Raw genomic sequence first — 24,148 nt, 5'->3', positions numbered from 1 at the left:
AAATGAAACTTCTGACGCCGCTGCTGCGGCCTTCAGGGCTAACGCCGCTGTTCAGCGACGAAGCGACGCTGCAACGGATGCTGGATGTGGAGGCGGCGCTTGCGGGCGCGCAGGCCCAGTGCGGCATTGTGCCGCCGCACGCGGCGGCGGCGATAGCGCGGCATTGCGATGTAAAGCTGTTAGACGCCGCCGGGCTTGCGCACGCGGCGGCGGGGGCGGGCAATCTTGCTATTCCGCTGGTTAAGCAGCTTACCGCCCGCGTGAAGGCGGCGGATGAAGACGCTGCGCGCTACGTGCACTGGGGCGCCACCAGCCAGGACATTATCGACAGCGGTTTGATGCTGCAACTGCGCGACGCCTTCGACCAAACCCAGGTTTTGCTGAGCGATCTTCTTGCCGCGCTGGCGGCGCAAACGGAGCGCCACCAGCAGACGGTTATGGCAGGGCGAACCTGGCTGCAACATGCCTTGCCCACCACGTTCGGGCTAAAACTTGCCGGCACGCTGGATGCGCTGCTGCGCTGGCGCGTACGGCTGGATGAGCTTCGGCCCCGCGTACTGACGGTGCAGTTTGGCGGCGCGGCGGGCACCCTGGCCTCGCTGAACGAAAAGGGGCCGCAGGTGGCGCAGGCGCTGGCTTCGGCGCTTTCGCTCACGTTGCCCGACACGCCGTGGCACAGCCAGCGCGATCGTCTGCTGGAGGCAGGCAGCTGGTATGCGGGCGTAGCCGCCACGCTCGGCAAATTCGCCAGCGATTTCGCGCTGATGATGCAAACCGAAGTGGCGGAAACGGCAGAACCGGTTGCCGAAGGGCGCGGCGGCTCCTCCGCTATGCCGCACAAGCGCAACCCGGTCGCCTGCGCGGCGATCCTCACGGCTAACACGCGGCTGCCAGGCCTGATGGCGACACTTTACGCCAGCCAGCTTCAGCAGCATGAAAGGGCGCTCGGCGGCTGGCAGGCGGAATGGGAAACGCTGCCGGAAATCATCACCCTTGCAGGCGGCGTAATGCAGACAAGCCTTGAGCTTATCCGCGACATGCAGGTATTCCCGGAAAAAATGCGCGATAACCTGCAAATCACTCACGGGCTGGTGTTTGCCGAGCCGGTCACGCTCAAGCTTGCCGAACATATCGGCAAGCAGGCGGCGCACCAGCATATGGAGACGTTGTGTCACCGTTCGCTGGATGAGGGCGCGGCGCTGCAAACGCTGCTGGCTGACGATGCGCTGATCAGCCGTTATTTTACCGCCGCGAGCCTTGCGCAGTTGCTCTCGCCTGACCAGGCGACGGGCAGCGCGCCCGTGTTTGTCCGCCAGGTACTGGCGCGATACAAGGAAACATTATGACGATTCATTATCAGCTCGACGGGCCGGAAGGGGCGCCGCTGGTCGTCCTCTCTAATTCGCTTGGCACCACGCTTTCTTTATGGGAGCCGCAGCTGGCGGCGCTGGCTGCGCATTACCGCGTACTGCGCTACGACACGCACGGCCACGGGCGAACCGACAAACGCGGCAGCGTGACGTTGTCACAACTTGGCGCCGATGTTATTGCGCTTTTAGACAGGCTTTCTGTCGCCAAAGCCCACTTTTGCGGTATTTCCATGGGCGGGCTGACGGGCTTATGGCTGGCGCGCTTTGCGCCGGAGCGCTTTATTTCTGTCACCATCGCCAACAGCGCGGCGAAAATCGGCGAACAGGCGGGCTGGGACGCTCGCGCCCGCACCGTACGTGAAGAAGGCATGGAAGCCGTAGCCGCAAGCGCGGCGGAACGCTGGTTTAGCGAAGCGTTTCGCCATCAGTCGCCGCAGGTGGTGGCGCCGCTTATTCAACAGCTGTCGCAGATCAACCCCGAAGGTTACGCCGCCTGTTGCGAAGCCCTTGGCGGGGCGGACCTGCGCGCTGAAGTCAAAAACATGACGCTGCCGCTGCTGGTGCTTGCCGGTCAGCACGACCCGGTTACCACCGTTGCCGACGGAGAATTTATTCGCCAGCAGGCGCCGGATGCGCAGCTTACCGTCTTACCCGCTTCGCACTTATCGAATGTGGAAGCGCCGCAGGCGTTTAACGACGCGCTGCTCGCTTTTTTAGCAAGCCAGGAGGAACGTCATGCAGGATGAAGAACGCTATCAACAGGGCATGGAGGTGCGCCACGCGGTGCTTGGCGACGCGCATGTTGAGCGTACGCTTGAGAACCTGACGCCGCTTAACGACGAGTTTCAGAACTTCATCACCCGCTACGCCTGGGGTGAAATCTGGACGCGGCCAGCACTTGAGCGCCATACCCGCAGCATGATAACCATCGCCATGCTTATCGCGCTCAATCGCGAAGCGGAGCTGAAGATGCATCTGCGGGCGGCCTTTAATAACGGCGTTACGCGGGAAGAGCTTAAGGAGCTGATTATGCACTCTGCTCTCTATTGCGGCCTGCCTGCCGCTAACGCCACGATGCACCTGGCGCAGCAGGTTTTTGATGAGCAGGAGAGTCAGTAAAACGGTAAACACAACGCCCGGCGATAACCCGGGCGTTTTGCTTTTTCGGATCCTGCGGCCCGGAAGCTTCTGAATATCTATTTCAAATGAAGATGATTCGCCTTTTACTCATATGTTTCTTTAATTAAAGAATGCTAGCATGTTCTGTGACAGAGTTAACGAATCAATGAGGCAGTATGAAAATCAAGCTCATCGCGGTTGATATGGACGGCACCTTTCTGAACGACAAAAAAACCTATGATAAAGAAAGGTTTTTACAGCAGTACCGCGCGCTGAAAGAGAAGGATATTCATTTTGTGGTGGCGAGCGGTAACCAGTATTACCAGCTTATCTCTTTCTTCCCGGAAATTCGTGACGACATCTCCTTTGTGGCGGAAAACGGCGCGCTGGTTTACGACCAGGGCGAGCGCATTCACCACGGCGCGCTGACCCGTGAGCAGTACCATGCGGTGATCGACGCGCTGTCGGCCTTTGAAGGCATCAACTTTGTGGTTTGCGGCCTTGAAAGCGCTTATTACCAGGCAGGCGCGCCGGAGGCTTTCGTCAGCCTGATGTCGAAGCATTATCATCGCCTCAAGCCCGTGGACGATCTTTACGCTCTGGATGACGTGATATTTAAGTTTTCCCTGAACCTGCCGGATGCGGAAATCCCCGCGCTGGTAGAGAGCCTGCACCATACGCTGGATGGCGTGGTGAAGCCGGTAACCAGCGGCTACGGCTTTGTTGATTTGATTATCCCCGGCTCCCATAAAGCAAGCGGGCTGCTGCGTCTGATGAAGCGCTGGGGCGTAGAGAAAGAACAGTGCGTGGCGGTGGGCGATAGCGGCAACGATGTAGAGATGCTGCAACTCGTGGCCTACTCTTTCGCCATGGGCAACGCGGTAAGCGACGTAAAAGAAGTGGCGAAATACACCACCGGCTCCAATAACGACAGCGGGGCGTTACAGGTCATAGACGCGGTGCTGAAAGGCGAAGCGCCATTTAATGAGGCGTAACAGGCTGGCGCTGTGAGCCGGAAAGCCAGCTAACGGCGCACCCGTATGCAGGAAGGCGGCATCTTTAATCCCCGCCCGATCGTTAACTGCCGCGTATTCCCCTTCATAAAAAGCCAAAAAAGGCGGGTGAAGTTTCACCCGCCTGCACAGCGTTACTTAAACGCTGTGCGCTCTGAGCCACTGCTGCCCGAGCTGGTCCGCCACCAGCAGCGCGGCGTAAACCTGTTCAACCGTCACGCCGCCTGGCATATTGTGGATGGTTTCGCCTTCGGCGCAGGCCGCCTGCGCCACGAGGCGCATTTTCGCCGGTATCTCTTCTTTAATATCAAGCTGGGCAAGCGTAACCGGCAGGCCGACCGCGTGCGTCAGACGCAGTACTGTATTCAGTTCCTCCTGCGGCGCGTTTTCCAGCACCAGTTGCACCAGCGTGCCGAAGGCGACCTTCTCGCCGTGGTAATAATGATGCGCGTCAGGGATTGCCGTGAGGCCGTTATGCACCGCATGCGCCGCTGCAAGCCCGCCGCTTTCAAAGCCAACGCCGCTAAGAAAGGTGTTCGCTTCCACCACGCGTTCGAGCGCTTCTGTCACCACATGCTGGTTCGCGGCAAGCATCGCTTTTTCCCCTTCGGCCAGCAGCGTCTTATAACAAAGCTCCGCCAGCGCCAGGGCCGCCTGGGTGCTGCGCCCGCCCGCCATCGTGCCCGCGCCGCTGCGCGCGCAGGCGCGCGCTTCAAACCAGGTGGCGAGCGCGTCGCCTATGCCTGCCGCCAGCAGCCGCGCCGGGGCGCCTGCGACAATGCGGGTATCCACCACCACGATATTGGGGTTAGACGGCAGCAGCAGGTAGCGCTCAAATTCGCCGTTGTCGCTGTAGATAACCGAAAGGGCGCTGCATGGCGCATCGGTGGAAGCAATGGTGGGGGCAATCGCCACCGGCAGGTTCATAAAATGGGCCAGCGCTTTGGCGGTATCGAGGGTTTTACCACCGCCGATGCCAAGCACGGCGCCGCAACGCGCGGCTTCTGCCCGTTCGCGCAGGCGGTTTATCTCATTTTGCGAACATTCGCCGCCAAACGGCTCGATTTCCACTTTAACGCCTGCCCGGGCGAAGCTTTCGCGAAGCGATTCTTCCACCAGACCCAGCACAAATTTATCGCCCACCACCAGGCATGTGGACGCCAGCGGTTTGAGATATTCCCCCATGCGCGCCAGCACGCCTGCGCCCTGAATGTATTTGCCGGGTGACTGAATAATACGGTCCATAAACTGCCTCCTTACGTTATAAGTTCCAGTAACGAAACGGCTTTTAACGTTTCTTCCCTGAGTCTACCCGTGTGGGTAAGCGCTTTTTTTGCGCTACATCCAGCCAGGCCGAAAAATCAGCGGCAGACAGGCACGTCGCTCAGGCGGGTGGTCCAGGCAGGCGAAAGGTATTCGCGCTTCATTCCCCATTCCTGCCTGACGCCCTGGCCGGCAAACCAGAGGCGGTTTTTGCCTTGCTTGTTGAGGGTATCCATCACGTTCATCAGCGCTTCGCTGTTGGCTTTCGGCGCGTACGCGTCAAAAAGCGTAAGCTGCGCCACCCCCTGGCTAAAAAAGTCTCCCAGCATGACGCCTGCTTTCTGGTAGTGCAGTCCTTCGCGCCAGATAGACTCCAGGCAGCGGATGGCGGCGGCGATAATATCGCGGGTGTCATGGGTTGGCGTGGAGAGGGCGATGCCCGCGCGGTTGCTGTAGTAAGGCTCATGGTCGTCGTGCGGGCTGGTTTTCAGGAAGGCGGAAACGTAGCGGCAGTATTGCCTTTCGGCGCGCAGTTTCTCCGCGGCCCGCGCAGCCCAGGTGCAGATGCCTTCGCGCACCTGCTGATAATCGCTGACCTTTTGTCCAAACGAGCGGGAGCTAATTATCTCCTGCTTTGTGGCGGGCACCTCTTCAAAGGCCAGGCAGGACTCGCCCCGCAGTTCACGCACAGTGCGCTCCAGCACCACGCTGAAATTTTTGCGAATAAAGCCGATATCGCTTTGCGCCAGTTGCAGCGCGTTTTCAATACCCATGGCGTTAAGACGCGCCGAGAGACGCCGCCCCACGCCCCAGACTTTGCTTACGGGCAGCAGCGCCATCAGCTTGCGCTGGCGCAGCGGATTTGAGAGATCCACCACGCCGCCGGTTTTGGTCCAGGTTTTCGCCGCATGGTTAGCGAGCTTGGCGAGGGTTTTGGTCGGCGCGATGCCAACGCCTACGGTTAACCGGGTGCACTGATAAACCCGGTCGCGAATATAGCGGCCAAACGTCTCCAGCTCGCCGATGCCGCTTACGTCGGCAAAGGCTTCGTCGATGCTGTAGATATCCACACGCGGACAGATCGCTTCAAGCGTGGTCATTACCCGCTGGCTCATGTCGCCGTAAAGCGCATAGTTGCTGCTGAAAACGACCACCCCGGCGCGCTCCATCAGCGCCTTTTGCTGAAAATAGGGCGCGCCCATGGTAACGCCGAGTTTTTTCGCCTCCGCCGAGCGGGAAATAATGCAGCCGTCGTTGTTAGAGAGCACCACCACCGGCTTATTCAGCAGGTCGGGCCGCCAGAGCGTCTCGCAGCTGGCGTAAAAGCTGTTAACGTCAATGAGAGCGTACATGGGCTGGCCGCTGCCGTGTGGTACTCATAAGCGCGCCAGCGTTGGCGGCGGCGGCATCATCAGGCGCCGCCGGGCGGTGTTCCGCTGTCGGTAAAAAAAGATCGTTTGTCATCGCACCCTCCATAGAAAAATCGCAAATACTGTTTTTATATACAGTATTGGTAAAAGCCAATAACAATCAAGGCGCTTTACGGACTTTTTTAGCGGACGCTGCGGGCTGGCGAGAAAGAGACGCGTGCTGCGAGGACGGTGGCCCGTCGCCTGCGCAGCGGTGAAGAGAATAGTCAACCGCCCTGTGTGCGCGGAGGCGATGGTTTAATCACTTCATCAAGACAAAGCGGAAGCTCAATCGCTCTGTGCAAGCACGCGATACAGAGAAGGGGAAATAATTTTAATTTTCCGTTTTAACCGCCGGTCGCCATTTATAAAAATCATCGTGAAACAGATGTAGGGTTATTCAGACATAAACGCGCGCGTTAATTATTTCCTGTTCGCTAATTATAATGCCTGAAAGGTGTTTTATTATTTAAATAATGTCACTAAGTGGCAGGCCTGAATCAACATCCGGTTGATCTGCTAATAACAAATGTTAAGTGCAGGTTATCTAAAATGGCTAAATTGGTGATTAATTGTCGAAAATTTAAATTAAGTCACCATAGTTTATGTGAATGGATATAATTACGCTGATGTAGAATTGTTTCAGGTAATGACTTGATCAAGGCGTTTTTGCTTGTTAGCATATTAAAACTTTAGCTCCTGAATATATTAATTGAGGTTTTCCTCAAAGGCGTTTTGATTTATTTTTTGCCTGCCAGGAAGTGAACCAGATGAATATTAAATTATCCTCCCGCTGTATAGCATTTAGCTTTTTCCTACCCCTTTTGGCTAATATGGTGACGGTTTCTCCCGCCTGCGCTTCGCTGGTGCTTGACCAGAATCGGGTTATATTTCCGGCCTCGAAAACCCGCGTTGCTATTGTTAAGGTGGATAATCCAACCAACAGCGATTACTTAATGCAGAGCTGGGTGGAAGATAAAAACGGCAAACCCCAGGAAGCCATTTTTGTTGAACCGCCGCTGGCGAAGATTAAGGCTAACCATAAGGTGGCCCTGCGTTTAACAGCGATAAATCAGGATCTTGAGAAGAAAAACGAAGAGCAGCTTTACTGGCTCAACGTTAAGGAAATCCCCAAACTCGACAGCGCCAGCGGCAACCCTCGCCTGGCTATCGTTATGCGTACCCGCATAAAAGTGTTATATCGCCCCCAGACGGTAAAAGCGAATATGGAAAAAGCTTATACCCGGCTTGAATGGAAACGCACCGCCAGCGGCATCACTGTTCATAATCCTACGCCTTATTACATTACGTTTAATAAGGTCTGGGCGGGAAGCGATGAATCCAGAAGTTTTGATGTTGATATGATAGCGCCTCATGCCGATCTCATTATAAAAAGCGGCGCGGCTGCAAGCGCACGGCAGATCCATTTTAACATTATTAACGATTTCGGCGATACCTCCGAAACGGTCACCGCAACGGTGATATGAAACCCCCCTGGTATTAAATAAAGAAGGTAATAACAATGAAAAACCTGTCTAAAGTTTTGCTGGCATTATCTGTGGCAAGTGTATCTGCTGGCGTGCTTGCCGGTGAAAATGAATCTATCACGGTTCATTTTAACGGCGCAGTAACGCAGCCAACCTGCGCATTTACATCACCTGACCAATCGGTCAACCTGCAAGCGGTTAAAGCCAGCGAGCTTGAGAAATTAAATATTGGCCAGGCATCAGAAACTAACAGCAAGGATTTCCAGCTGCAACTGAATTGCGTCAGCAAAGCGGAAGCCGAGCATATTTCCATTACGCTCGCAGCGGAAACGGAAGGTGACAACAACATCATTAAAAATACCGCGAGTGAAAACGGCGTAGGGCTGGAATTATTCGACGAGCAGAATCAACTGCTGGCGTTGAATCGCGAACTGCCGCAGTCCAGCTATCTTGACCGCCTTAACCAGGGCTCAGATAACCTCAATTTCAGGGTTAAATATGCCCGTCTCGCTGATAACGTGAGCGGCGGCGAGGTTGCTGGCGACGCGGTCTTTACCGTGAATTATAAATAACCGTCCGGCCACCTTTTCGAAGGTGGCCGTTTTCGTTTCGGGCGGCGCTGGCTGCCTTGTGACCTTCCTGCCGAAAGACATGATGCGCAACATGCTGAAACCGTGCGGTTTTCTGCTTCTGGTGACGAGCTGTAACGCTTATTGCGAGGAGCAGTTTGATCTCTCCCTGCTGGAAAAAACCCCGGGCATCAGCGGCATCGACGCGTCTTATTTCAATGAAGGCAACGACCTGCTGCCGGGCGAATATAAATTGAAGGTGGTGGTCAATGGCGAAGCCATGGGCAGCGAGGCCATTACCGTTAGCGACTGGCAAGGAAAAGTTCAGCCGCTGTTTACCTGCGATCGCCTGACGTTGTGGGGCATCACCGCGCCGGAATGCCCGCCAGGCGGAGCGCCGTTAAGCCAGTTTATCACCCCGTCCAGCGTGGATATCGACCTTGGCGAGAACCTGTTAACCATTACGGTGCCGCAAAAATTCTGGGCCAAACCCAACCGGTATGACGTGGCGCGGCGCCAGGACTGGGACAACGGCATCAACGCCGCATTCAGCAACTATTCCGTGCAGTATGAAAATGAGCGGTTAAACCACGGCCCTAACCAGTCGGTAATGTACGGCACCTTTGAGAATGGGATGAACCTTGGCGGGTTCCAGTTTCGCAATAACGGCTTCTTAAGCTGGCAGGACGCCGGGAAGCCTGGCTATACCAGCAGCGCGAGCTACATCCGCCATGATATCGACAGCGTGCGCGGCACGCTGACGGCAGGGGATTTTTATACTTCGGGTATCTTTTTCTCCAGCCTGTCGCTGCGCGGGCTTTCGCTAACCTCCAACACCGGCATGTTTTCCGCCGCAGAGCGCAATTACGCGCCGGCCATTGTCGGCGTGGCGCAAAGCAACGCGACCGTGGTGGTCCGGCAAAAAGGCTATGTGATCGCCACGCGAAAAGTGACCCCTGGCCCGTTTACGCTTAAGGATATTCCCGCATCCGCCAGCGCTGGCGATATGCAGGTGACGGTCTATGAGGCCAACGGGGCGCAGCGCACCTTTTATCAGCCCTATAACAGCATCGATATGCTGGCGCCGGAAGGGGTCATCAAATATTACCTCTACGCCGGGAAAAACCGTCAGCAGGAGACAGACAAATCGACGCTGGTTGAGGGCGACGCCCAGTATGGCCTTAGCAACGCTTTTACCTTGCTGGGCGGGGCGCAGTACGCCGAAAACTATGCCAACCTGGCGGCGGGCGTCGGGGCAAACTTACGCTATCCGGGCGCTTTTTATGCGCTGCTTAACGGCAGCCGCCGCGCCGCCAGCGCGCATCAGACCGCCCGGCAGGGCGAGAAGATCAAGCTTGGCTACACAAAATACCTCGCGCAAACCCAAAGCTATCTGCTCGCCACGCTGGAACACAAGCTGTCGACGGGCTACCGGGAATTTGACGATGCGCGAAGCGATGCCGGCGGGACGCGCTACGGCAACTATAAAAACAAATACTCGTTGCAGTTCAGCCAGAATACGTCGGTGGGGAACGCGGTGCTGAACTATACCCGCCAGGAAAACTGGAACGGCGGCGCCAGCCATGCGCTGCGCGGCAGTCTGAATATTAACCTTTCCCGCTATACGCTTATCGCAAGCGTGGGGCGGCAGAAAAACGACGACGGCAGCCACGAAAAGATCGTCTCGCTTACGCTCTCTGTTCCGCTTAATGAAGAGATGAACCATTACGTTACGTTGAACCACAGCAACAGCGAGGGCCACAGCACAGACCAGATCGCCGCTTCCGGCTCCCTGCTTGAAGACCGCCAGCTTAGCTATAACCTCAACGCCACCACCACCCAGCGCAGCGACGCGCAGGAGGTTGACGCGTCTGTGGCTTACCTCAGCAGCCATGGCCTGGGGTCCGGCACGTTCAGGAGCAGCGACCAGGGGCAGCAGTTTTCCCTCGGCATGGAAGGGGGCGTAATAGCGCATCACCACGGCGTAACTTTCAGCCAGCGCCTGGGCAACAGCGCGGCGCTGATCCACACCGACAACGTGCAGGGGCTAAAAGTAGAAAACAACCAGAACGTCGAGACCGACGCCGCAGGCAACGCCATCGCGCCCAATCTGGTGCCTTATCACTATAACGAAGAGGCGCTGTTTAACGAGAGCAGCAATCTGGATATCAACGTCTCCAGCGACGTGGTCACTTCCGCGCCCCGCCAGGGGGCGATTGTTGAGATGAATTTCGCGGCCCGCTATCAACAGCGGCAGTTTGTGCGCGTGGTGGACGCGCAAAACAGGCCGCTGCCCTTCGGGACGGCGCTTTACGACAGCCGGGGCAACAACGTCGGCATGGTGTCGGAAAACGGGATCGCGCTGGCTGAAATAACAGAGCAAAACTTGCCGCTACAGACAAAAGGGGAAACCGTGAACCTACGGTGCGTTATAGAAAATCCACAACGTCAGAATGAAACGATCCGGAGGCTACAGTGCCAGTGAACCGAAACGGCCAGGCTGCGCTTTTGACGGCGCTTTCCCTTTTCGCAGTGGGGCTGGCGCACGCAGAAATTATCCCCCTGAAGGGTGGCGATATCCGCACAACCAGCGATGTCGCGAACGGCACCGTGCTCAAAACCCTGCCGGTTATGCTGCCAACCTTTCCCACGTCGCAAAGCAGCGGGTATGAAGTCATTTCGCCCTATGCGTTATGGGATGCCGGGCGGGGCATTTACCAGACCACCATACCGGGCATTGGCTTTAGCCTGTGCCAGCGGGAGGGCGAAGAGTGCCTGGTCGCTGGCGCAAACCGCGTTGAGCCGGGCGCGGGCTATAAGCTCAGGATCTATAAAACAGGCGAACTGAAAGGCGGGGATTACTCTCCCGGTACGCTGTTGATATTAAGCAACGACCAGCATAAGCGGCAGCTCAACCTGACGCATCTCGTGGTGCACAATATGGCCTGCGTGGCGACGAAAAAAAGGGTAACGGTGACGTTCCCCACCACGACGCTTTCTTACCGCAAAGAAAAACTGGCGCAGGCGGCCTTTATGCTGCCGGTGGTTTGCCATACCCCGCAGGATTACCGCAACGTGATGGTGAACTTTACCTACGGCGGCAAGCAGTATGACGACACCACGCTGCAAACAAACCTGGCGGGACTGGGGATACGGCTGTACGACGCCGCCGGAAACGCGGTGCGCTTTGGGCAGCCCGCGCCGACGCCGTCGCAAAGCATGGAGTTTGTCGCAAACCTGATACACCTTCCCGGCCAGAAGATGGCAGCTGGAGAGATAAACGTCAGCGCCACGGCGACCATCACCATGCGCTAGCGCAGCAGCATCAGCGGCAGGCGGCTGGTAAACAGCATCTGTGCGGCGTGGCGGCCAATAAAATAGCGTCGTCGCGGCGAATGGCCGTATGCGCCCATGATGGTCAGGTCGATGCGATGCGTTTCGGCATAACGGTGGAGCGATTCCGTGACGGAGGTTCCTTCCAGCATATGCGCCTGCACCCGGATCCCCGCCTTGCGCCAGACGTCATAGCCATTTTGCAGCGCCGTGGCGTTGCCGTTCACCATCACCAGATGGCACTCCATGCCGTAAAGCAGCGGGCTTGCGGTCAGGGTCGCCAGGTGTTTGCGGCACTCGTTGCTGGCGTCCCAGGCAAACATCGCGCGGCGAGGTTCTGTAAAGGGGCCTGCCGCCGCCAGCACGGCGCCCCGGTGCAGGCGAATCAGCGTCTCAACCGCGCTGCCGACCGGATTTAGCGCTTCTTCCTTGCCGAATACCATCAGGCGCACGTCGGCCATGCCTTCGAGCAGCGCGGCAGGCGAGCCTTGCTTTTGCAGCAGTTGCGCGCTTGCAAGACCACGCTGCCTGAGCCACGCGGCGCAGCCAGCCAGCCGCGCTTCACCCAGCGCCATGTCTAACCGCTGGCGTTCGTTTTCAACCTTTTCCAGCTGCTGGAGCAGCGAAGCCGCTGTTGCATCCATGAAGGCGCAGGGCGCGGGCGGGCGCGTTTCTGGCAGCATATGCAGCAGGGCGAGCGGCGCGCCAAGGGTTGTCGCCGCCCAGGCGCCATATTCGCAAACCGCGCGGTCGACGGGCGCGCCCTGTATGCACGCGACAACGGCGTTATTCACGCGCCTCTCCTTGCGTAAAATGCGCCAGCGCCTGGCGCAAGCCGCGCCGCGATAAATACCCTGCGATCGCAGGCTTGTTGACGGATGATTTCATTTCATCTCCTCATGCCAGTTATTGCCGCTTATTCTGACAATAGTATGGCCTGACACGGGGTTGTCGCGCATTTAAGGTAAAAAGAGCACGAAAATGGCCCTTAGCCGGTTTACCGCCACGAGGCGGTTAAAACCGGAAAAGCAAAACCCTGGCGATCCGCATCTATACTTGCTGAACGACTGACGCCCTGAACCGGAAAAACCATGACAGCCAACGACTCTGCGCCAGCCCCCATCTGCAAGCACGGCCTTATCGGCGACCTGCGCACCTGCGCGCTGGTGACGACCAAAGGCGCGATTGATTACTGGTGCTGGCCGGAGCTCGACAGCCCCTCGCTTTTTACCGCCCTGCTGGATGACGAACGTTCAGGCATTTTTACGCTGTCGCCGGAAGGCGAGGGCTGGCGCACGGTGCAGTTTTATCTGCCGGACAGTAATATCCTGCAAACCCGCTGGCTGGCGCAAAACGCCGTTATCGAGCTGAACGATTTCATGCCGATCACCGCGGATAATCAAACGCCGCCCTGCATTGTTCGCCGGGTGAAAGTGGTGCAGGGGGAAGCGACGCTGACGATGCTCTGCCGCCTGAAATTCGACTATGCGAGGGTAGAGCCGGATCTGCACGTCATGGAAAACACGGCGCTCTGGCAGGCGGAAGGCCAGCAAAGCGTCACGCTTAACGCCTCGGTGGCGCTACGCGGCGAGGCTAACGCGGTGCAGAGCCGCTTTACGCTGCAATGCGGCGAAGAGGCTTTTTTTATTATCGGCGGCGAAACGGCCACCGGACAGGGCCAGCAGGACGTGGAGCGGATGCAGCACGAGACGCTGGCATTCTGGCAGCAGTGGGTCGGTAAAAACAAATATCGCGGACGCTGGCGTGAGATGGTGATCCGCTCTTCGCTGGTGCTGAAGCTATTAAGCTCAAAGCGGCACGGCTCCGTCGCCGCTGCCGCCACCTTCAGCCTGCCGGAACTTATCGGCGGCGAGCGCAACTGGGACTACCGCGCCGGCTGGATAAGAGACGCGTCGTTTAGCTGTTACGCGTTTATCCGCCTTGGCTACATTGAAGAGGCGAAAGCGTTCGGCCACTGGGTGCGCACCTGCATGGAGAACAGCCAGTTTGAACCGCACAAGTTACAGGTTATGTACCGGCTGGACAGCGGCACAGATTTACAGGAATACGAACTGCCGCATTTGCAGGGGCATCTGGGGTCAACGCCGGTGCGCATCGGCAACGGCGCCTGGCAGCAGCGCCAGCTGGACATTTATGGCGAGCTGCTCGATACGCTGTATCTGACGACGAAATATGGCGACGGCATACCGCACCGCGGCTGGCAGCATGTGATCCGGCTTGTCGATCACGTTTGCGATATCTGGAACAGCCCCGACGCGGGGATCTGGGAGATGCGCGGCGAGCCGGAGCATTTTCTTTACTCAAGGCTTATGTGCTGGGTGGCGCTCGACAGAGCGCTGCGGCTGGGCGCCAGGCGCTCGCTGTCGATGCCTTATGATCGCTGGGAGCGTGTGCGCCAGGCTATCCGTGAAGATATCTGGGAAAACTTCTGGAACGCGCAGCTCGGTCACTTTACCTCGACCCGCCATGGCACCGACCTTGATGGCTCAATGCTGCTGATGCCGCTGTTTCGCTTCGTCAGCGCGAAAGATCCCGACTGGCTGGCAACGCTCGACGCCATTAAAAACAAGCTGGTGCGCGGCGGCATGGTGCGCCGCTATATCGCCAGCGAAACCCCGGCAGATTCCCTGCACGGCGAAGAGGGCTATTTTGTCGCCTGTTCGTTCTGGTATGTGGAGTGTCTTGCCCGCGCCGACCGGCTGGAGGAGGCGCGCATTGAATTTGAAAAGGTGCTCATCCACGCCAACCATCTGGGCTTATATGCCGAAGAGTTCGACCCGCTGGGCAATGCGCTGGGCAACTTTCCGCAGGCGCTTTCTCATCTGGCGCTTATCAGCGCGGCGTACTATCTGGATAAAAAAATGGCCGGAGACGAGCTAACCTGGCAGCCGTAGCAGGGGGCTGATGCGTCGCACTATGCGAGACACTATGCGACGCAACAGGATCAGAACACCAGTTGCACCTTGGCCGCCCGCGCTTTGTCAGAAGCAAGCTCCAGCGCGGCCGCCGCCTCATCCATGTTTAATGCCTCAGAGAGCAGCGGGAGCGGGTTAATTTTGCCGTTTTCCAGCCAGCGGACAGCGGTAGTAAATTCACTGGTGAAGCGAAACGAGCCACGCAGCTGGATTTCTTTCACCAGCAGGGGACCGACAGGGTAGTTAATCTCCGCCGCGCCCATGCCCAACTGCACGATAATTCCGCCCGGGCGCGTATAGCTCACCACGGAAGCGACCGCAGAGGTGGCGCCGGAAGCTTCAAAGCAAACGTCAAAGGCGCCGCCGTTCGCAGACCATTGCGCTGCGGCCTCCTCGTCGCGAGGGTCTTTCGCCGACGAGGCGCCCATCTTCACCGCCAGCGCGCGGCAGCGCTCGCTGATATCGGTCGCGACAACCTCGGTTGCGCCGCAAGCCAGCGCCGCTGCAATGACCAGGCAGCCAATCGGGCCTGCACCGGTAACCAGCACCCGCTTGCCGGTCAAATCGCCAGCCTGCCTGACAGCATGAAGGCAGACGGCGAGCGGTTCGGCGAACACGATAACTTCAGGGTTCGCCTCTGCGCAATAAGGTACGCATTGCGCCGGGTTGACCGCGACATACTGCGCGAAGCCGCCATTCACATGCGGATAAAACTGCGCGCTGCCCATAAACCGCATCGAGCGGCAAAGATTTTGCTTGCCACTGAGGCAGATTTCACATTGCTGACAGGGCTGCGAAGGATTAATCGCCACGCGTTGGCCTGGCGTCAGGCCGCTCCCATGCGGCGCTTGCTCAATGATTCCCACAAACTCGTGACCCAGCACCATCGGGGATTTCAGTACAGACATACCGGCCCGGCCATGCTGGAAATAGTGAATATCTGAACCACATATTCCGCCGCGTTCGACTTTGACCAGCGCCTGCGCCTCATCCCAGTTGATGGTGTAGTCTTCAAGACGCACGTCATGCGCCCCTGTAACCATAACGGCCTTAACAATTTTACTCTGCATGATCTCTCCCTACGCATTTGACGGAGTGTTAAATTTTTCCTTGCTGCCGTTTTCCTGCTCGTCGGCGGGCGGCGTGATGACCTCAATCCTGCCGACAAGAAACAGATAGGCGAGGAAGCCTGCGAGCGCGACGGCGGCGATATACCACATCGCATACTGAAAATTCTGGGTACGCTGCAAAATCACGCCAATAATGATGGGGCTGGCGATACCGGAGAGGTTGCCGAAAATGTTCAGGAAGCCGCCAATAGTGCCTATCAGGTGACGAGGAATAACATCGCTGCACACCACCCAGCCGAGATTTGAAAAAGCGTTAGCAAAAAAGGCGAGGGACAAAATGGCGATGGCGATAACCGGGCTTTCCTGAAAAAAGTTAACCAGGGCGATAGAGCAGGTCAGCAGCATGCCCGCCATGACCGGTAATTTACGGGCAAAGGTCCGGCTGTGGCCGCGCTTAAGCAACAGGTCGCTCAGGGTGCCGCCGCACAGCACGCCCGCCATTGCCATGAGATAAGGAAACATCGCGCCGATGCCTGCTTTATCAATCGAAAGATGAAGACCTTTTTCCAGATAAACGATAAACCACGTGAGGAAAAAATAGAGCGTGGAAGAGGCGGCGAACTGCGCGATGAAAAGGCCCCAGGTGGTGCGCTGGCGTAAAATGTAACGCACGGACGGCCAGTCGACGCGGCTGCGGCTGTCTTGCGCGGCCGAGCCATAGCCGCCGCCCTGTCGAATAAGCTCCAGCTCCGCCTGGTTAACGCGTTTACTCTGCTGCGGATCGCGATAGGCGATCAGCCAGTAAATACCAAACACGATACCTACCAGGCCCGAGAGATAGAACGACATCTCCCAACCCCATTTGCTGACGATAAATGACAGCGCGGGCGTAAGCAGCGCAAGCCCGATGTATTGCGCGCTGGAATAGGTCGCAGTGGCTCGCGCCCGCTCGTGATCGGGAAACCAGGTGGCGATGATTTTCGTATTAGATGGAAACGAAGGCGCTTCGGCAATGCCCACCAGCGCGCGGCAGGCCAGCAGCATCATAAAAGAGGCGGCCGCGGTGGTGAAAAAATGGTGTGAGGCAAGGCCCATCAGCAACGTGAAGAGGCTCCAGAGCACAATGGCGCTGCCGTAAAGCCAGCGGGAGCCGATTCGGTCGAGCAGGTAGCCTACCGGGATCTGGCTCATGGCGTAAAACCAGGTAAACATAGAAAACAGCAGGCCAAGCTGGGTTGCTGATAATGCAAACTCACCCTGGATATGCGACCCCGCCACGGAGAGGTTCGCCCGATCCATATAGTTAATTGCGGTAACCACGAACAACATGGCGAGGACTGAGAATCGGGTACGAGTTGGTTTTATGTTCATTCGTTGACCTTTTTCAGTAAGCCGGACATGGCGCACGGGCGCTTTGCGCGAAACGTTGCAGCCTGTGATTACAGGGTGGCGAGCCAGCCGCCATCGACATAAATCATCTGTCCGTTCACGTAGTCGGAGGCGCCGGAGGCCAGATAAACGGCTGTGCCGATAAGTTCTTCCGGTTTGCCCCAGCGGCCGGAAGGGTTGCTGTTGCGTACCCACTGGTCAAACGCTTCGTTCTCAACCAGCGCGGCATTCATGTCGGTGAGAATGTAGCCCGGACCAATACCGTTGGACTGGATGTTGTAAGCCGCCCATTCCGCCGCCATTGATTTGGTTAACAGCTTGATACCGCCTTTGGCCGCCGTGTAAGGCGCAACCGTCGCGCGCGCCGCCTCGCTGGTCAGCGACCCGATATTAATAATCTTGCCGCCGCGTTTACGATCGACCATTCGCCGCGCCGCCGCGCGCGCTACCAGAAAGGCGCTGGTGAGATTGACATCCAGAACGCGTTGCCAGTCGCTTAAGGCAAGTTCAAGCATGGGCTTGCGAAACTGAATGCCTGCATTGTTAATCACGATATCGACATGCACATTTTCCGCATCCAGTTGGCTGAATACGCGCTCGATAGCTTCTTCACTGGCAACATTAAAAAGAAAGCCGCGGGCGTTCAGACCCTGCGCGTTAAGTTTTTCCAGCGCGCTGTTCATATGCGGCTCGCTGGTGCCGTTCAGGATCACCGAGGCGCCAGCTTTAGCGAGGCCTTCTGCATAAGCAAAACCCAGGCCGCGCGTGGAGCCGGTAATCAGCGCCGTTTTACCCGTAAGATCAAAAAGGTTGTTCATCGCATCTCTCACGTAACATGACTAACAAGTGGTGCTCTTTGTTGTACTTGAGGATAAAACCGACAGCAATCGGGGAAAAAGAAAAATGGCGGATAACTCACAAATATTTAACAAAGTCACGCAGGGATGAAATGAGGGAATAATTTTATATTATTGATATTAAATAAAAATAATGAAAAATACCCATCGTATGTCGTTTTTGCCTTTAAATTTATCTTGTGATGGAAAGCCGGAAGCGTTAAAAATCCGAACATGTAGGACAAGTAAGGTGAAGGCTAAAGACGTGGCGCTGGAAAGTGTGCAAAAGCATAACATTGTCGATGTTATCTACGAGCAGATGAAAAAGAATATCCAGGAAGGGGTCTGGGAGCCCGGCTGTAAGCTGCCTTCCGAATCAGAATTGACGGCCACCTTTCAGGTGAGTCGCGTAAGCGTAAGAAGCGCCGTGCAGAAACTGCGCGACCTGGGCGTGGTGATTACGCACCAGGGGAAGGGGACTTTCGTCACCCGCGACGCAACGCGCTACGGCGTCTTTAACGACAACCAGCCCATCCTTCATCTTTCACAAGAAGAGTTTGATCATATGCGGGTGTTTCGCCAGACAGTGGAGTTTCGCTGCATGGAGCTCGCGGTGCAAAACGCCACCGAGGAAGATATTCAGGAGCTGGAAAAAGCGCTGAGCCGCATGCTGGTGAACAAGGATGACTATAAAAAATATTCGCTGGCGGATTACGACTTCCACCTGGCGATTGTAAAAGCGTCTCATAATTCAATCTTCATTCATGTTATGGAGTCGCTTAAAGGGATCTACGTTCACTATCTGGAAGAGTTAAACAGGGTATTAGGCATCACGCTTGAGAGCGTGGAGGCGCATATCAAGGTCTATATGGCGCTGAAGAACCGCGATGCTTCGCTTGCGACAGAAACCCTGAACGGCGCGATGACGCATAACGTTCATGCCATTAAAGACGTACGGCAAAACTGACCAGAGATAAAGGCCCGCAGGGCCTTTTTAAAGCATATAACATGTAGGACATCATACAAGATAGGTGGAGAACCTCATGAGCAACCTGAAAATAACGAACGTAAAAACCATCCTGACGGCGCCAGGCGGCATCGATCTGGTCGTGGTGAAAATCGAGACCAGCGAACCCGGGCTTTACGGTCTGGGCTGTGCGACGTTTACACAGCGTATTCATGCGGTTGCTGCCGCTATCGACAATTACATGAAACCCTTCCTGCTGGGCAAAGATCCCGCCCGCATCGAGGATATCTGGCAATCGGCGGCGGTTAGCGGTTACTGGCGCAACGGCCCTGTTATGAATAACGCGTTGTCGGGCGTGGATATGGCCCTGTGGGATCTTAAAGGCAAAGTGGCCGGTTTGCCGGTCTATGAACTGCTGGGCGGAAAATGCCGGGACGGGGTGGCGCTGTATCGCCACTGCGACGGCGCCGACGAAGTGGAAGTGGAAGATAATATTCTTGCCCGGATGGAAGAGGGCTATCAGTACGTACGCTGCCAGGTGGGTATGTATGGCGGCGCAGGCACCGACGACATGCGGCTCATTGGCGGCAAGCTGGCGAAAGCACGCAATATTCAACCTAAAGTGTCGCCGCGCAGCCAGACGCCTGGCGTATATTTTGACCCGGACGCCTACGCGCGCGCCGTGCCGCGGCTGTTCGATCACCTGCGCAATAAACTGGGTTTCGGGGTTGAATTTATTCACGACGTACATGAAAGAATCACGCCGATCGCCGCCATTCAGATGGCGAAATCGCTGGAGCCTTATCAACTCTTTTTCCTGGAAGATCCCGTGGCGCCGGAAAATATCGACTGGCTGAGCAAAATGCGCGCGCAGAGCAGCACGCCTGTCGCGATGGGTGAACTCTTCACACAGATAAACGAATGGAAACCGCTTATCCAGAACCAACTCATCGATTATATCCGCTGCCATGTCAGCACCATTGGCGGCATTACGCCTGCCAAAAAACTGGCGACCTTTGCCGAGCTTTACGGCGTGCGAACGGCGTGGCATGGCCCAGGCGATATTTCGCCAGTTGGCGTGGCCGCCAATCTGCATATCGATTTGAGCATCACCAACCTTGGCATTCAGGAATATACGCCGGTCAACGACGCGCTGAAGGAGGTTTTCCCTGGCTGCCCGGAGGTGGAAAGAGGCTACGCTTACCTGAGCGATCGTCCCGGACTGGGCGTCGACATCAATGAAAAAGAGGCGGCCAGATACCCGGTTTCCGGCGGCATACCGGAATGGACGAACGCACGCCTGCCGGACGGCACCGCCGCGCGGCCCTGATAAGCCATGTTAAACCAGCCTCTTGTATAACAGCGGCTGGTTAATTTTCCCCCGTTCCACTTTATTTATGCTGCCATCAGCCTACCCGGCGAGCTGTCGCCACGACATGTGGCCCTCAGCCACACCATGACGACGACATTATCGTTACCGGTTCGAAATTTTCAGGCGACAGTGTTTCGGTAAAAGAGCCGCATCCTGACGACTAAAGGCGTTGGCCGGAGATCAGATAAGCTCTGCGCTGAAACATCTTTATTCATCAGGGTAAGCCTGGCGGGTCTCCCCCATCATCAACTGCCGACAACTCTCTCTTACAAACTGCCGCAGCCAGCGGTGCGCCGGGTCCGCTTCCATTCGCGGGTGCCACATTTGCGAAATGGTTATCGGCGCGGTTTTTACCGGCAGCGCGAAAACGTGCAGGGTATCGTCAACAGCCGGGTTGAGAAGAAACGAGGCGGGAACCAGGGCGATATAATCGGTTTTGCGCGCCACCGCCAGCGCGGCGGGGAAACCCGGCACGATGGCGGCGATGTTACGGCTCAACCCCGCTTCGGCCAGCGACTCGTCCACCGGCCCCGCGGCGTGTCCGCGGCGCGAGGCGATCACATGCCCCCACAGGGTGTATTGCTCAATGCTTACGGTCTCTTGTCGCGCCAGCGGATGCGCGCGGCGCACTGCGCCGACAAAGCGGTCACGGAACAGCATCTGCATGCGGATCTCCGGCCCCATTTCCCCCGGCACGCCAATTTCAAGACAGACCCGGCCTTCGCGCAGCGGCTTGTCGGTCTTCTCAGGCTTGGGCGCAAAGCGCAGCACCACGCCGGGCGCTATTTTTGCCGCTTCGGCGATAAGCGTCGGGCCGAACGCTTCCACAAAACCGTCATTGGCGCGAAGCGTAAACACCTGCCTGTGGCTGGCGATATCCAGCGCAGGCGAGGCAGGGCGCAGCACCGCGCGGGCTTCCAGCACGGCGTCCTGCGCGCGTTCACGCAGGGCTTCGGCATAAGGCGTCAGCACCATGTTGCGGCCCGCGCGCACCAGCAGCGGGTCGCCGGTGGTTTCACGCAGGCGGCTCAGGGTGCGGCTCATGGCGGATGCGCTCAGCCGCAGGCGCCGCGCTGCCGCCGCCACGCTTTTTTCAGCGAGTAACACGTCAAGCGCGACCAGCAGGTTCAGGTCCGGTTCATTCATCGCGTTTTGTTTCCCTACGGAAAGAGTGAGAGAGGGCGTTTGCTGCATTGTATAACTGCAATGGCTGCGCCTTCCGCCCTATATGCTACTGCAAGTAGAGTAGACGCAAGCAAAAACAACAGCAGAGGATCTTATGGAATTGTTTACCGACCGGCCAGGGGATGAAGGATTGCCGGGCCGCGAGCGTGCGCTGGCGATGACCGCGGTAATGATAAGCACCACCATGGCGGTGTTTGATGGCGCTATGGTGAACATTGCGCTGCCGCAAATGGCGCAGGCGCTGAACGCGCCTGCCGCGCAAACGGTCTGGATCGCCAACGGCTATTTGCTTTCCGCCGCCATGACGCTGGCGATTTTCGCCGCCCTGGCGACGAGGCTTGGATTCCGGTCGCTTTTTGCCTTTGGCGTGGCGCTGTTTACGCTCGCCTCCCTCGGCTGCGCCTTGTCCTCTTCGTTAACGATGCTGGTGGCTATGCGCATTTTGCAGGGCATCGGCGGCGCCGCCACGCTCAGTATTGCGCCGGCTATTTTGCGCTCGGTGTTTCCCAACCGGCTGCTCGGGCGCATTCTCGGTCTGAATGCGTTGCTGATAGCAACCTGCACCGCCGTTGCGCCGGTGCTCGGCGGCGCGCTGTTGGCGTTGCTCGGCTGGCCCTGGCTGTTCGCTATTAACGTTATTCCGGGCATTATTGCGCTGGTTTTTGCCCTGCGCGTTATACCGGGTAAGCGCATCACGTCCGGCGGGCCGTTTGACGTTGCGGGCGCGCTCTATTCGGCAGCTCTGCTGGGGGCGGTGGTGATGGCGTCCGATGCGTTATCGCACCGGCAGGCGCTGCCCGTGGCGCTGGCTTACGGGCTGGCGGCGGTCGTGGCGGGGCTGGCTTTTGTGCGCCGACAACGCCGCGCGCCGCAACCGCTGCTGCCGCTGCAACTCTTCGCCTCTGCGCGTTTTTCCCTGGCGGCGCTTACCTCGCTGGCTTCGTTTGTCAGCCAGGGGATGACCTTTGTCGCGCTGCCGTTTCTGTTTCAGAACATCTACGGCTACAGCGCTTTTACCTCAGCGCTGCTTTTCACCGCCTGGCCCGTCGGCATTATCCTTGTGGCGCCCTGGGCCGGAAGACTTGCCGACCGCTACGCCCCGGCTGCTATCTCCACCGCCGGGCTGTGTCTGTTTGCCGTTGGGCTGTTTTTACTGGCGAGTTTGCCGGATAACGCCGCCAGCTGGGATATCAGCCTGCGTGGGCTGGTTTGTGGCCTGGGGTTCGGCGTTTTTCAGAGCCCGAATAACCGGGAGATGCTGGCAAACGCCTCGCGCGAACACAGCGGTTATGCTTCAGGTGTGCTGGCCATTATGCGCACCTTCGGCCAGTGCCTGGGCGCCGCGTTTGTGGGGGTTATCCTTGCGGCGTTTGCGCCTTCAGGGGCGATCGTTCAGGAAGAGCAGGGCGTGCGGATAGCGCTCTGGCTGGCGGTTGCGGCAACGCTTGTCGCGCTGGCGTTCAGCCTCAGCCGGATAAAGCGCAAAGCGGTCTAAAAACGGGAGAGGGCGGCTTCATCAGCAAGCCGGACGCCATGGCGCGCAAAGGGGTAAAGGCGCGCCTGACGCAACATTATGACGAGGATATAAAACGATATTTCACCTGAATGCTTCTACAGGTATGCTACTTTGTCGCCTGAACGAGGATCGCCTGGCAGAGACTCTTCAGACGCGCCGACGCAAGCATTCCCCTGACTCAGAGGTAGAAGATGAAATTTCCTGGTATCCCTGAAAACGAAGAAGAGCGTTTGAAATCGCTCTATATGATTGACCTGCTCGATACCAGGGATGACGAGCGTTTTGAGCGCCTGACGCGGGTGGCGAAAAGGCTGTTCCGGGTGCCGGTGGCGCTGATCAGTCTGCTCGACCGGGACCGCCAGTGGCTGCTGGCCTGCCAGGGGCTGAACACCCGTGAAACCACGCGCGATGTTTCGTTTTGCGGGCATGCGATATTGCAGGAAGGGCCGTTCATCGTGAACGACGCCCGCCTTGATGAACGCTTTCACGATAACCCGCTGGTGACCGGCGAGCCGTTTATCCGCTTTTACGCCGGGTATCCGGTGCGACTGCCGGATGGCGCGGTGGTAGGCACGCTCTGTCTTATCGACTCAACGCCGCGCGATTTCAGCGATGAGGACATCACCACGCTGAAAGATATGGCGTTTATTGTGGAAGATGAGTTTCACGTGATAAGCCTTGCGATGACCGACAGCCTGACCGGCATCCCTAACCGCCGCGGTTTCTTGCGCAGCGGCGAGAAGCGGTTCAACGCGTTTAAAGCGAATGCCGAACCTTTCAGCATCATCTATTTCGACCTGGATAAATTCAAACCCATCAACGACCTGTGGGGGCATGCCGAAGGCGACGAGGTGCTGAAAGTTTTCTCGGCCCAGTTGCGCCAGCATCTGGGGCCAAAAGATATCGCCGGGCGGCTTGGCGGCGATGAATTCGCCGTGTTTCTGACCCGCGAAAGCGACGCGCAGCCTTACCTGCACAAGCTGCGCGCAAGCATGGAGGCGCACAACCAGCGCGCCGGCAAACCTTACAACATCAATTACTCTTACGGCATACTCCACCGCGACTCAGGCAACTATGCTTCGCTGCTGGAGATGATCAAAGAGAGCGACAGCGTGATGTACTCTGAGAAGCGCAGAAAAAAGCTCGGTTAACCGCCAGCGGCGCGACAGTAAGCAAGGCAGCTTGCCTGGCTTGGCGCATTCATCACGGCGCGCCCGCAAGTGAAAGCGTTTGATGACGGGCTGGTTGAAGGCGTTAAACGTGAACACCGGCGTAAGCGGTAAAGAAAAATGACGCCTGTCGCCACGGTAAGGC

General features: G+C 57.4%; 20 protein-coding genes. 13 read left to right on the top strand and 7 right to left on the bottom strand.

Going from position 1 to position 24,148, the window contains the following annotated elements; translation table 11 throughout:
• Window positions 1–2: 2 nt before the first annotated feature.
• The 4 genes from DW56_RS12315 to DW56_RS12300 all read left to right on the top strand — a co-directional run bounded on the left by DW56_RS12315 (window position 3) and on the right by DW56_RS12300 (window position 3,484).
• Window positions 3–1,346, top strand: a complete 1,344-nt coding sequence (locus tag DW56_RS12315) for a 3-carboxy-cis,cis-muconate cycloisomerase (protein WP_024562113.1) — start codon at window positions 3–5, stop codon at window positions 1,344–1,346.
• On the top strand, window positions 1,343–2,116 hold the full coding sequence (pcaD, locus tag DW56_RS12310) for a 3-oxoadipate enol-lactonase (protein ID WP_024554828.1): 774 nt from the start codon (window positions 1,343–1,345) through the stop codon (window positions 2,114–2,116). Before DW56_RS12315 ends, pcaD begins: the two co-directional genes overlap by 4 nt.
• Entirely contained in the window at window positions 2,106–2,489 is a 384-nt protein-coding gene (gene pcaC, locus DW56_RS12305; RefSeq protein WP_024554827.1) for a 4-carboxymuconolactone decarboxylase, read from the top strand. The genes pcaD and pcaC overlap by 11 nt, the downstream gene beginning before the upstream one ends.
• Before the next feature lie 176 nt (window positions 2,490–2,665).
• Complete coding sequence (locus DW56_RS12300; RefSeq protein ID WP_024554826.1) at window positions 2,666–3,484, top strand: Cof-type HAD-IIB family hydrolase; 819 nt, start codon at window positions 2,666–2,668, stop codon at window positions 3,482–3,484.
• Window positions 3,485–3,640: 156 nt separating this feature from the next.
• On the opposite strand, the gene gldA is transcribed toward DW56_RS12300, so the two are convergent.
• Window positions 3,641–4,747, bottom strand: coding sequence for a bifunctional L-1,2-propanediol dehydrogenase/glycerol dehydrogenase (gene gldA, locus DW56_RS12295; protein ID WP_024554825.1), 1,107 nt, complete (start codon window positions 4,745–4,747; stop codon window positions 3,641–3,643).
• A 116-nt stretch (window positions 4,748–4,863) separates the two neighbouring features.
• On the bottom strand, window positions 4,864–6,117 hold the full coding sequence (gene umuC, locus DW56_RS12290; protein ID WP_024562112.1) for a translesion error-prone DNA polymerase V subunit UmuC: 1,254 nt from the start codon (window positions 6,115–6,117) through the stop codon (window positions 4,864–4,866).
• A gap of 827 nt (window positions 6,118–6,944) precedes the next feature.
• Here umuC and DW56_RS12285 point away from each other — a divergent pair.
• The 4 genes from DW56_RS12285 to DW56_RS12270 are packed head-to-tail and all read left to right on the top strand — an operon-like array spanning window position 6,945 to window position 11,545.
• The gene (locus DW56_RS12285; protein ID WP_024554823.1) at window positions 6,945–7,661 is read left to right on the top strand and encodes a fimbrial biogenesis chaperone; all 717 of its coding nucleotides are present in this window, start codon (window positions 6,945–6,947) and stop codon (window positions 7,659–7,661) included.
• A gap of 35 nt (window positions 7,662–7,696) precedes the next feature.
• Window positions 7,697–8,233 carry a fimbrial protein gene (locus DW56_RS12280; protein ID WP_024554822.1) on the top strand — a complete coding sequence of 179 codons (537 nt, stop codon included), beginning with the start codon at window positions 7,697–7,699 and terminating at the stop codon, window positions 8,231–8,233.
• 58 nt (window positions 8,234–8,291) lie between these two features.
• Entirely contained in the window at window positions 8,292–10,715 is a 2,424-nt protein-coding gene (locus DW56_RS12275; protein WP_049293246.1) for a fimbria/pilus outer membrane usher protein, read from the top strand.
• Window positions 10,706–11,545, top strand: coding sequence for a fimbrial protein (locus tag DW56_RS12270; RefSeq protein ID WP_024554820.1), 840 nt, complete (start codon window positions 10,706–10,708; stop codon window positions 11,543–11,545). Before DW56_RS12275 ends, DW56_RS12270 begins: the two co-directional genes overlap by 10 nt.
• On the opposite strand, the gene DW56_RS12265 is transcribed toward DW56_RS12270, so the two are convergent.
• Entirely contained in the window at window positions 11,542–12,357 is an 816-nt protein-coding gene (locus DW56_RS12265; protein ID WP_024554819.1) for a universal stress protein, read from the bottom strand. The two genes, DW56_RS12270 and DW56_RS12265, sit on opposite strands and share 4 nt — an antisense overlap.
• Before the next feature lie 297 nt (window positions 12,358–12,654).
• Between DW56_RS12265 and DW56_RS12260 the strand changes: the two genes are divergently transcribed.
• Window positions 12,655–14,478 carry a glycoside hydrolase family 15 protein gene (locus DW56_RS12260; RefSeq protein WP_024554818.1) on the top strand — a complete coding sequence of 608 codons (1,824 nt, stop codon included), beginning with the start codon at window positions 12,655–12,657 and terminating at the stop codon, window positions 14,476–14,478.
• Window positions 14,479–14,528: 50 nt separating this feature from the next.
• Here the strand turns inward: DW56_RS12260 and idnD are convergent, their stop codons facing one another.
• The 3 genes from idnD to DW56_RS12245 form a co-directional block, all read right to left on the bottom strand.
• Window positions 14,529–15,569, bottom strand: coding sequence for an L-idonate 5-dehydrogenase (idnD, locus tag DW56_RS12255; protein WP_024554817.1), 1,041 nt, complete (start codon window positions 15,567–15,569; stop codon window positions 14,529–14,531).
• Window positions 15,570–15,578: 9 nt separating this feature from the next.
• A complete protein-coding gene (locus DW56_RS12250) occupies window positions 15,579–16,934 on the bottom strand; it encodes an MFS transporter (protein ID WP_024554816.1) in 1,356 nt (451 codons plus the stop codon).
• A gap of 74 nt (window positions 16,935–17,008) precedes the next feature.
• Window positions 17,009–17,776 carry an SDR family oxidoreductase gene (locus DW56_RS12245; RefSeq protein WP_024554815.1) on the bottom strand — a complete coding sequence of 256 codons (768 nt, stop codon included), beginning with the start codon at window positions 17,774–17,776 and terminating at the stop codon, window positions 17,009–17,011.
• A 283-nt stretch (window positions 17,777–18,059) separates the two neighbouring features.
• Here DW56_RS12245 and DW56_RS12240 point away from each other — a divergent pair, with 283 nt between their 5' ends.
• Window positions 18,060–18,761 (top strand): FadR/GntR family transcriptional regulator, encoded by a 702-nt coding sequence (locus DW56_RS12240; RefSeq protein ID WP_024554814.1) that lies wholly within the window; start codon window positions 18,060–18,062, stop codon window positions 18,759–18,761.
• Between the two features lie 76 nt (window positions 18,762–18,837).
• Entirely contained in the window at window positions 18,838–20,091 is a 1,254-nt protein-coding gene (locus tag DW56_RS12235; protein ID WP_024554813.1) for an enolase C-terminal domain-like protein, read from the top strand.
• Between the two features lie 249 nt (window positions 20,092–20,340).
• Here DW56_RS12235 and DW56_RS12230 read toward each other — a convergent pair whose 3' ends face one another.
• Window positions 20,341–21,279 (bottom strand): LysR family transcriptional regulator, encoded by a 939-nt coding sequence (locus DW56_RS12230; protein ID WP_024554812.1) that lies wholly within the window; start codon window positions 21,277–21,279, stop codon window positions 20,341–20,343.
• 133 nt (window positions 21,280–21,412) lie between these two features.
• Between DW56_RS12230 and DW56_RS12225 the strand changes: the two genes are divergently transcribed.
• Window positions 21,413–22,813: an MFS transporter gene (locus DW56_RS12225; protein ID WP_024554811.1), complete on the top strand. Its 1,401-nt coding sequence runs from the start codon at window positions 21,413–21,415 to the stop codon at window positions 22,811–22,813.
• A 212-nt stretch (window positions 22,814–23,025) separates the two neighbouring features.
• Window positions 23,026–23,985 (top strand): sensor domain-containing diguanylate cyclase, encoded by a 960-nt coding sequence (locus DW56_RS12220; protein ID WP_024554810.1) that lies wholly within the window; start codon window positions 23,026–23,028, stop codon window positions 23,983–23,985.
• Window positions 23,986–24,148 lie beyond the last annotated feature (163 nt).

Source organism: Franconibacter helveticus LMG 23732, from assembly GCF_000463115.2.
In the GTDB taxonomy this organism is placed as follows: domain Bacteria; phylum Pseudomonadota; class Gammaproteobacteria; order Enterobacterales; family Enterobacteriaceae; genus Franconibacter; species Franconibacter helveticus.
This window is presented reverse-complemented; position numbering and strand designations above follow the sequence as displayed.

Coding starts and splice junctions, on each gene's coding strand:
- DW56_RS12315 (WP_024562113.1), top strand. CDS start 3: ATGAAACTTCTGACGCCGCTGCTGCGGCCTTCAGGGCTAACGCCGCTG.
- pcaD (WP_024554828.1), top strand. CDS start 1,343: ATGACGATTCATTATCAGCTCGACGGGCCGGAAGGGGCGCCGCTGGTC.
- pcaC (WP_024554827.1), top strand. CDS start 2,106: ATGCAGGATGAAGAACGCTATCAACAGGGCATGGAGGTGCGCCACGCG.
- DW56_RS12300 (WP_024554826.1), top strand. CDS start 2,666: ATGAAAATCAAGCTCATCGCGGTTGATATGGACGGCACCTTTCTGAAC.
- gldA (WP_024554825.1), bottom strand. CDS start 4,747: ATGGACCGTATTATTCAGTCACCCGGCAAATACATTCAGGGCGCAGGC.
- umuC (WP_024562112.1), bottom strand. CDS start 6,117: ATGTACGCTCTCATTGACGTTAACAGCTTTTACGCCAGCTGCGAGACG.
- DW56_RS12285 (WP_024554823.1), top strand. CDS start 6,945: ATGAATATTAAATTATCCTCCCGCTGTATAGCATTTAGCTTTTTCCTA.
- DW56_RS12280 (WP_024554822.1), top strand. CDS start 7,697: ATGAAAAACCTGTCTAAAGTTTTGCTGGCATTATCTGTGGCAAGTGTA.
- DW56_RS12260 (WP_024554818.1), top strand. CDS start 12,655: ATGACAGCCAACGACTCTGCGCCAGCCCCCATCTGCAAGCACGGCCTT.
- idnD (WP_024554817.1), bottom strand. CDS start 15,569: ATGCAGAGTAAAATTGTTAAGGCCGTTATGGTTACAGGGGCGCATGAC.
- DW56_RS12245 (WP_024554815.1), bottom strand. CDS start 17,776: ATGAACAACCTTTTTGATCTTACGGGTAAAACGGCGCTGATTACCGGC.
- DW56_RS12235 (WP_024554813.1), top strand. CDS start 18,838: ATGAGCAACCTGAAAATAACGAACGTAAAAACCATCCTGACGGCGCCA.
- DW56_RS12230 (WP_024554812.1), bottom strand. CDS start 21,279: ATGAATGAACCGGACCTGAACCTGCTGGTCGCGCTTGACGTGTTACTC.
- DW56_RS12225 (WP_024554811.1), top strand. CDS start 21,413: ATGGAATTGTTTACCGACCGGCCAGGGGATGAAGGATTGCCGGGCCGC.
- DW56_RS12220 (WP_024554810.1), top strand. CDS start 23,026: ATGAAATTTCCTGGTATCCCTGAAAACGAAGAAGAGCGTTTGAAATCG.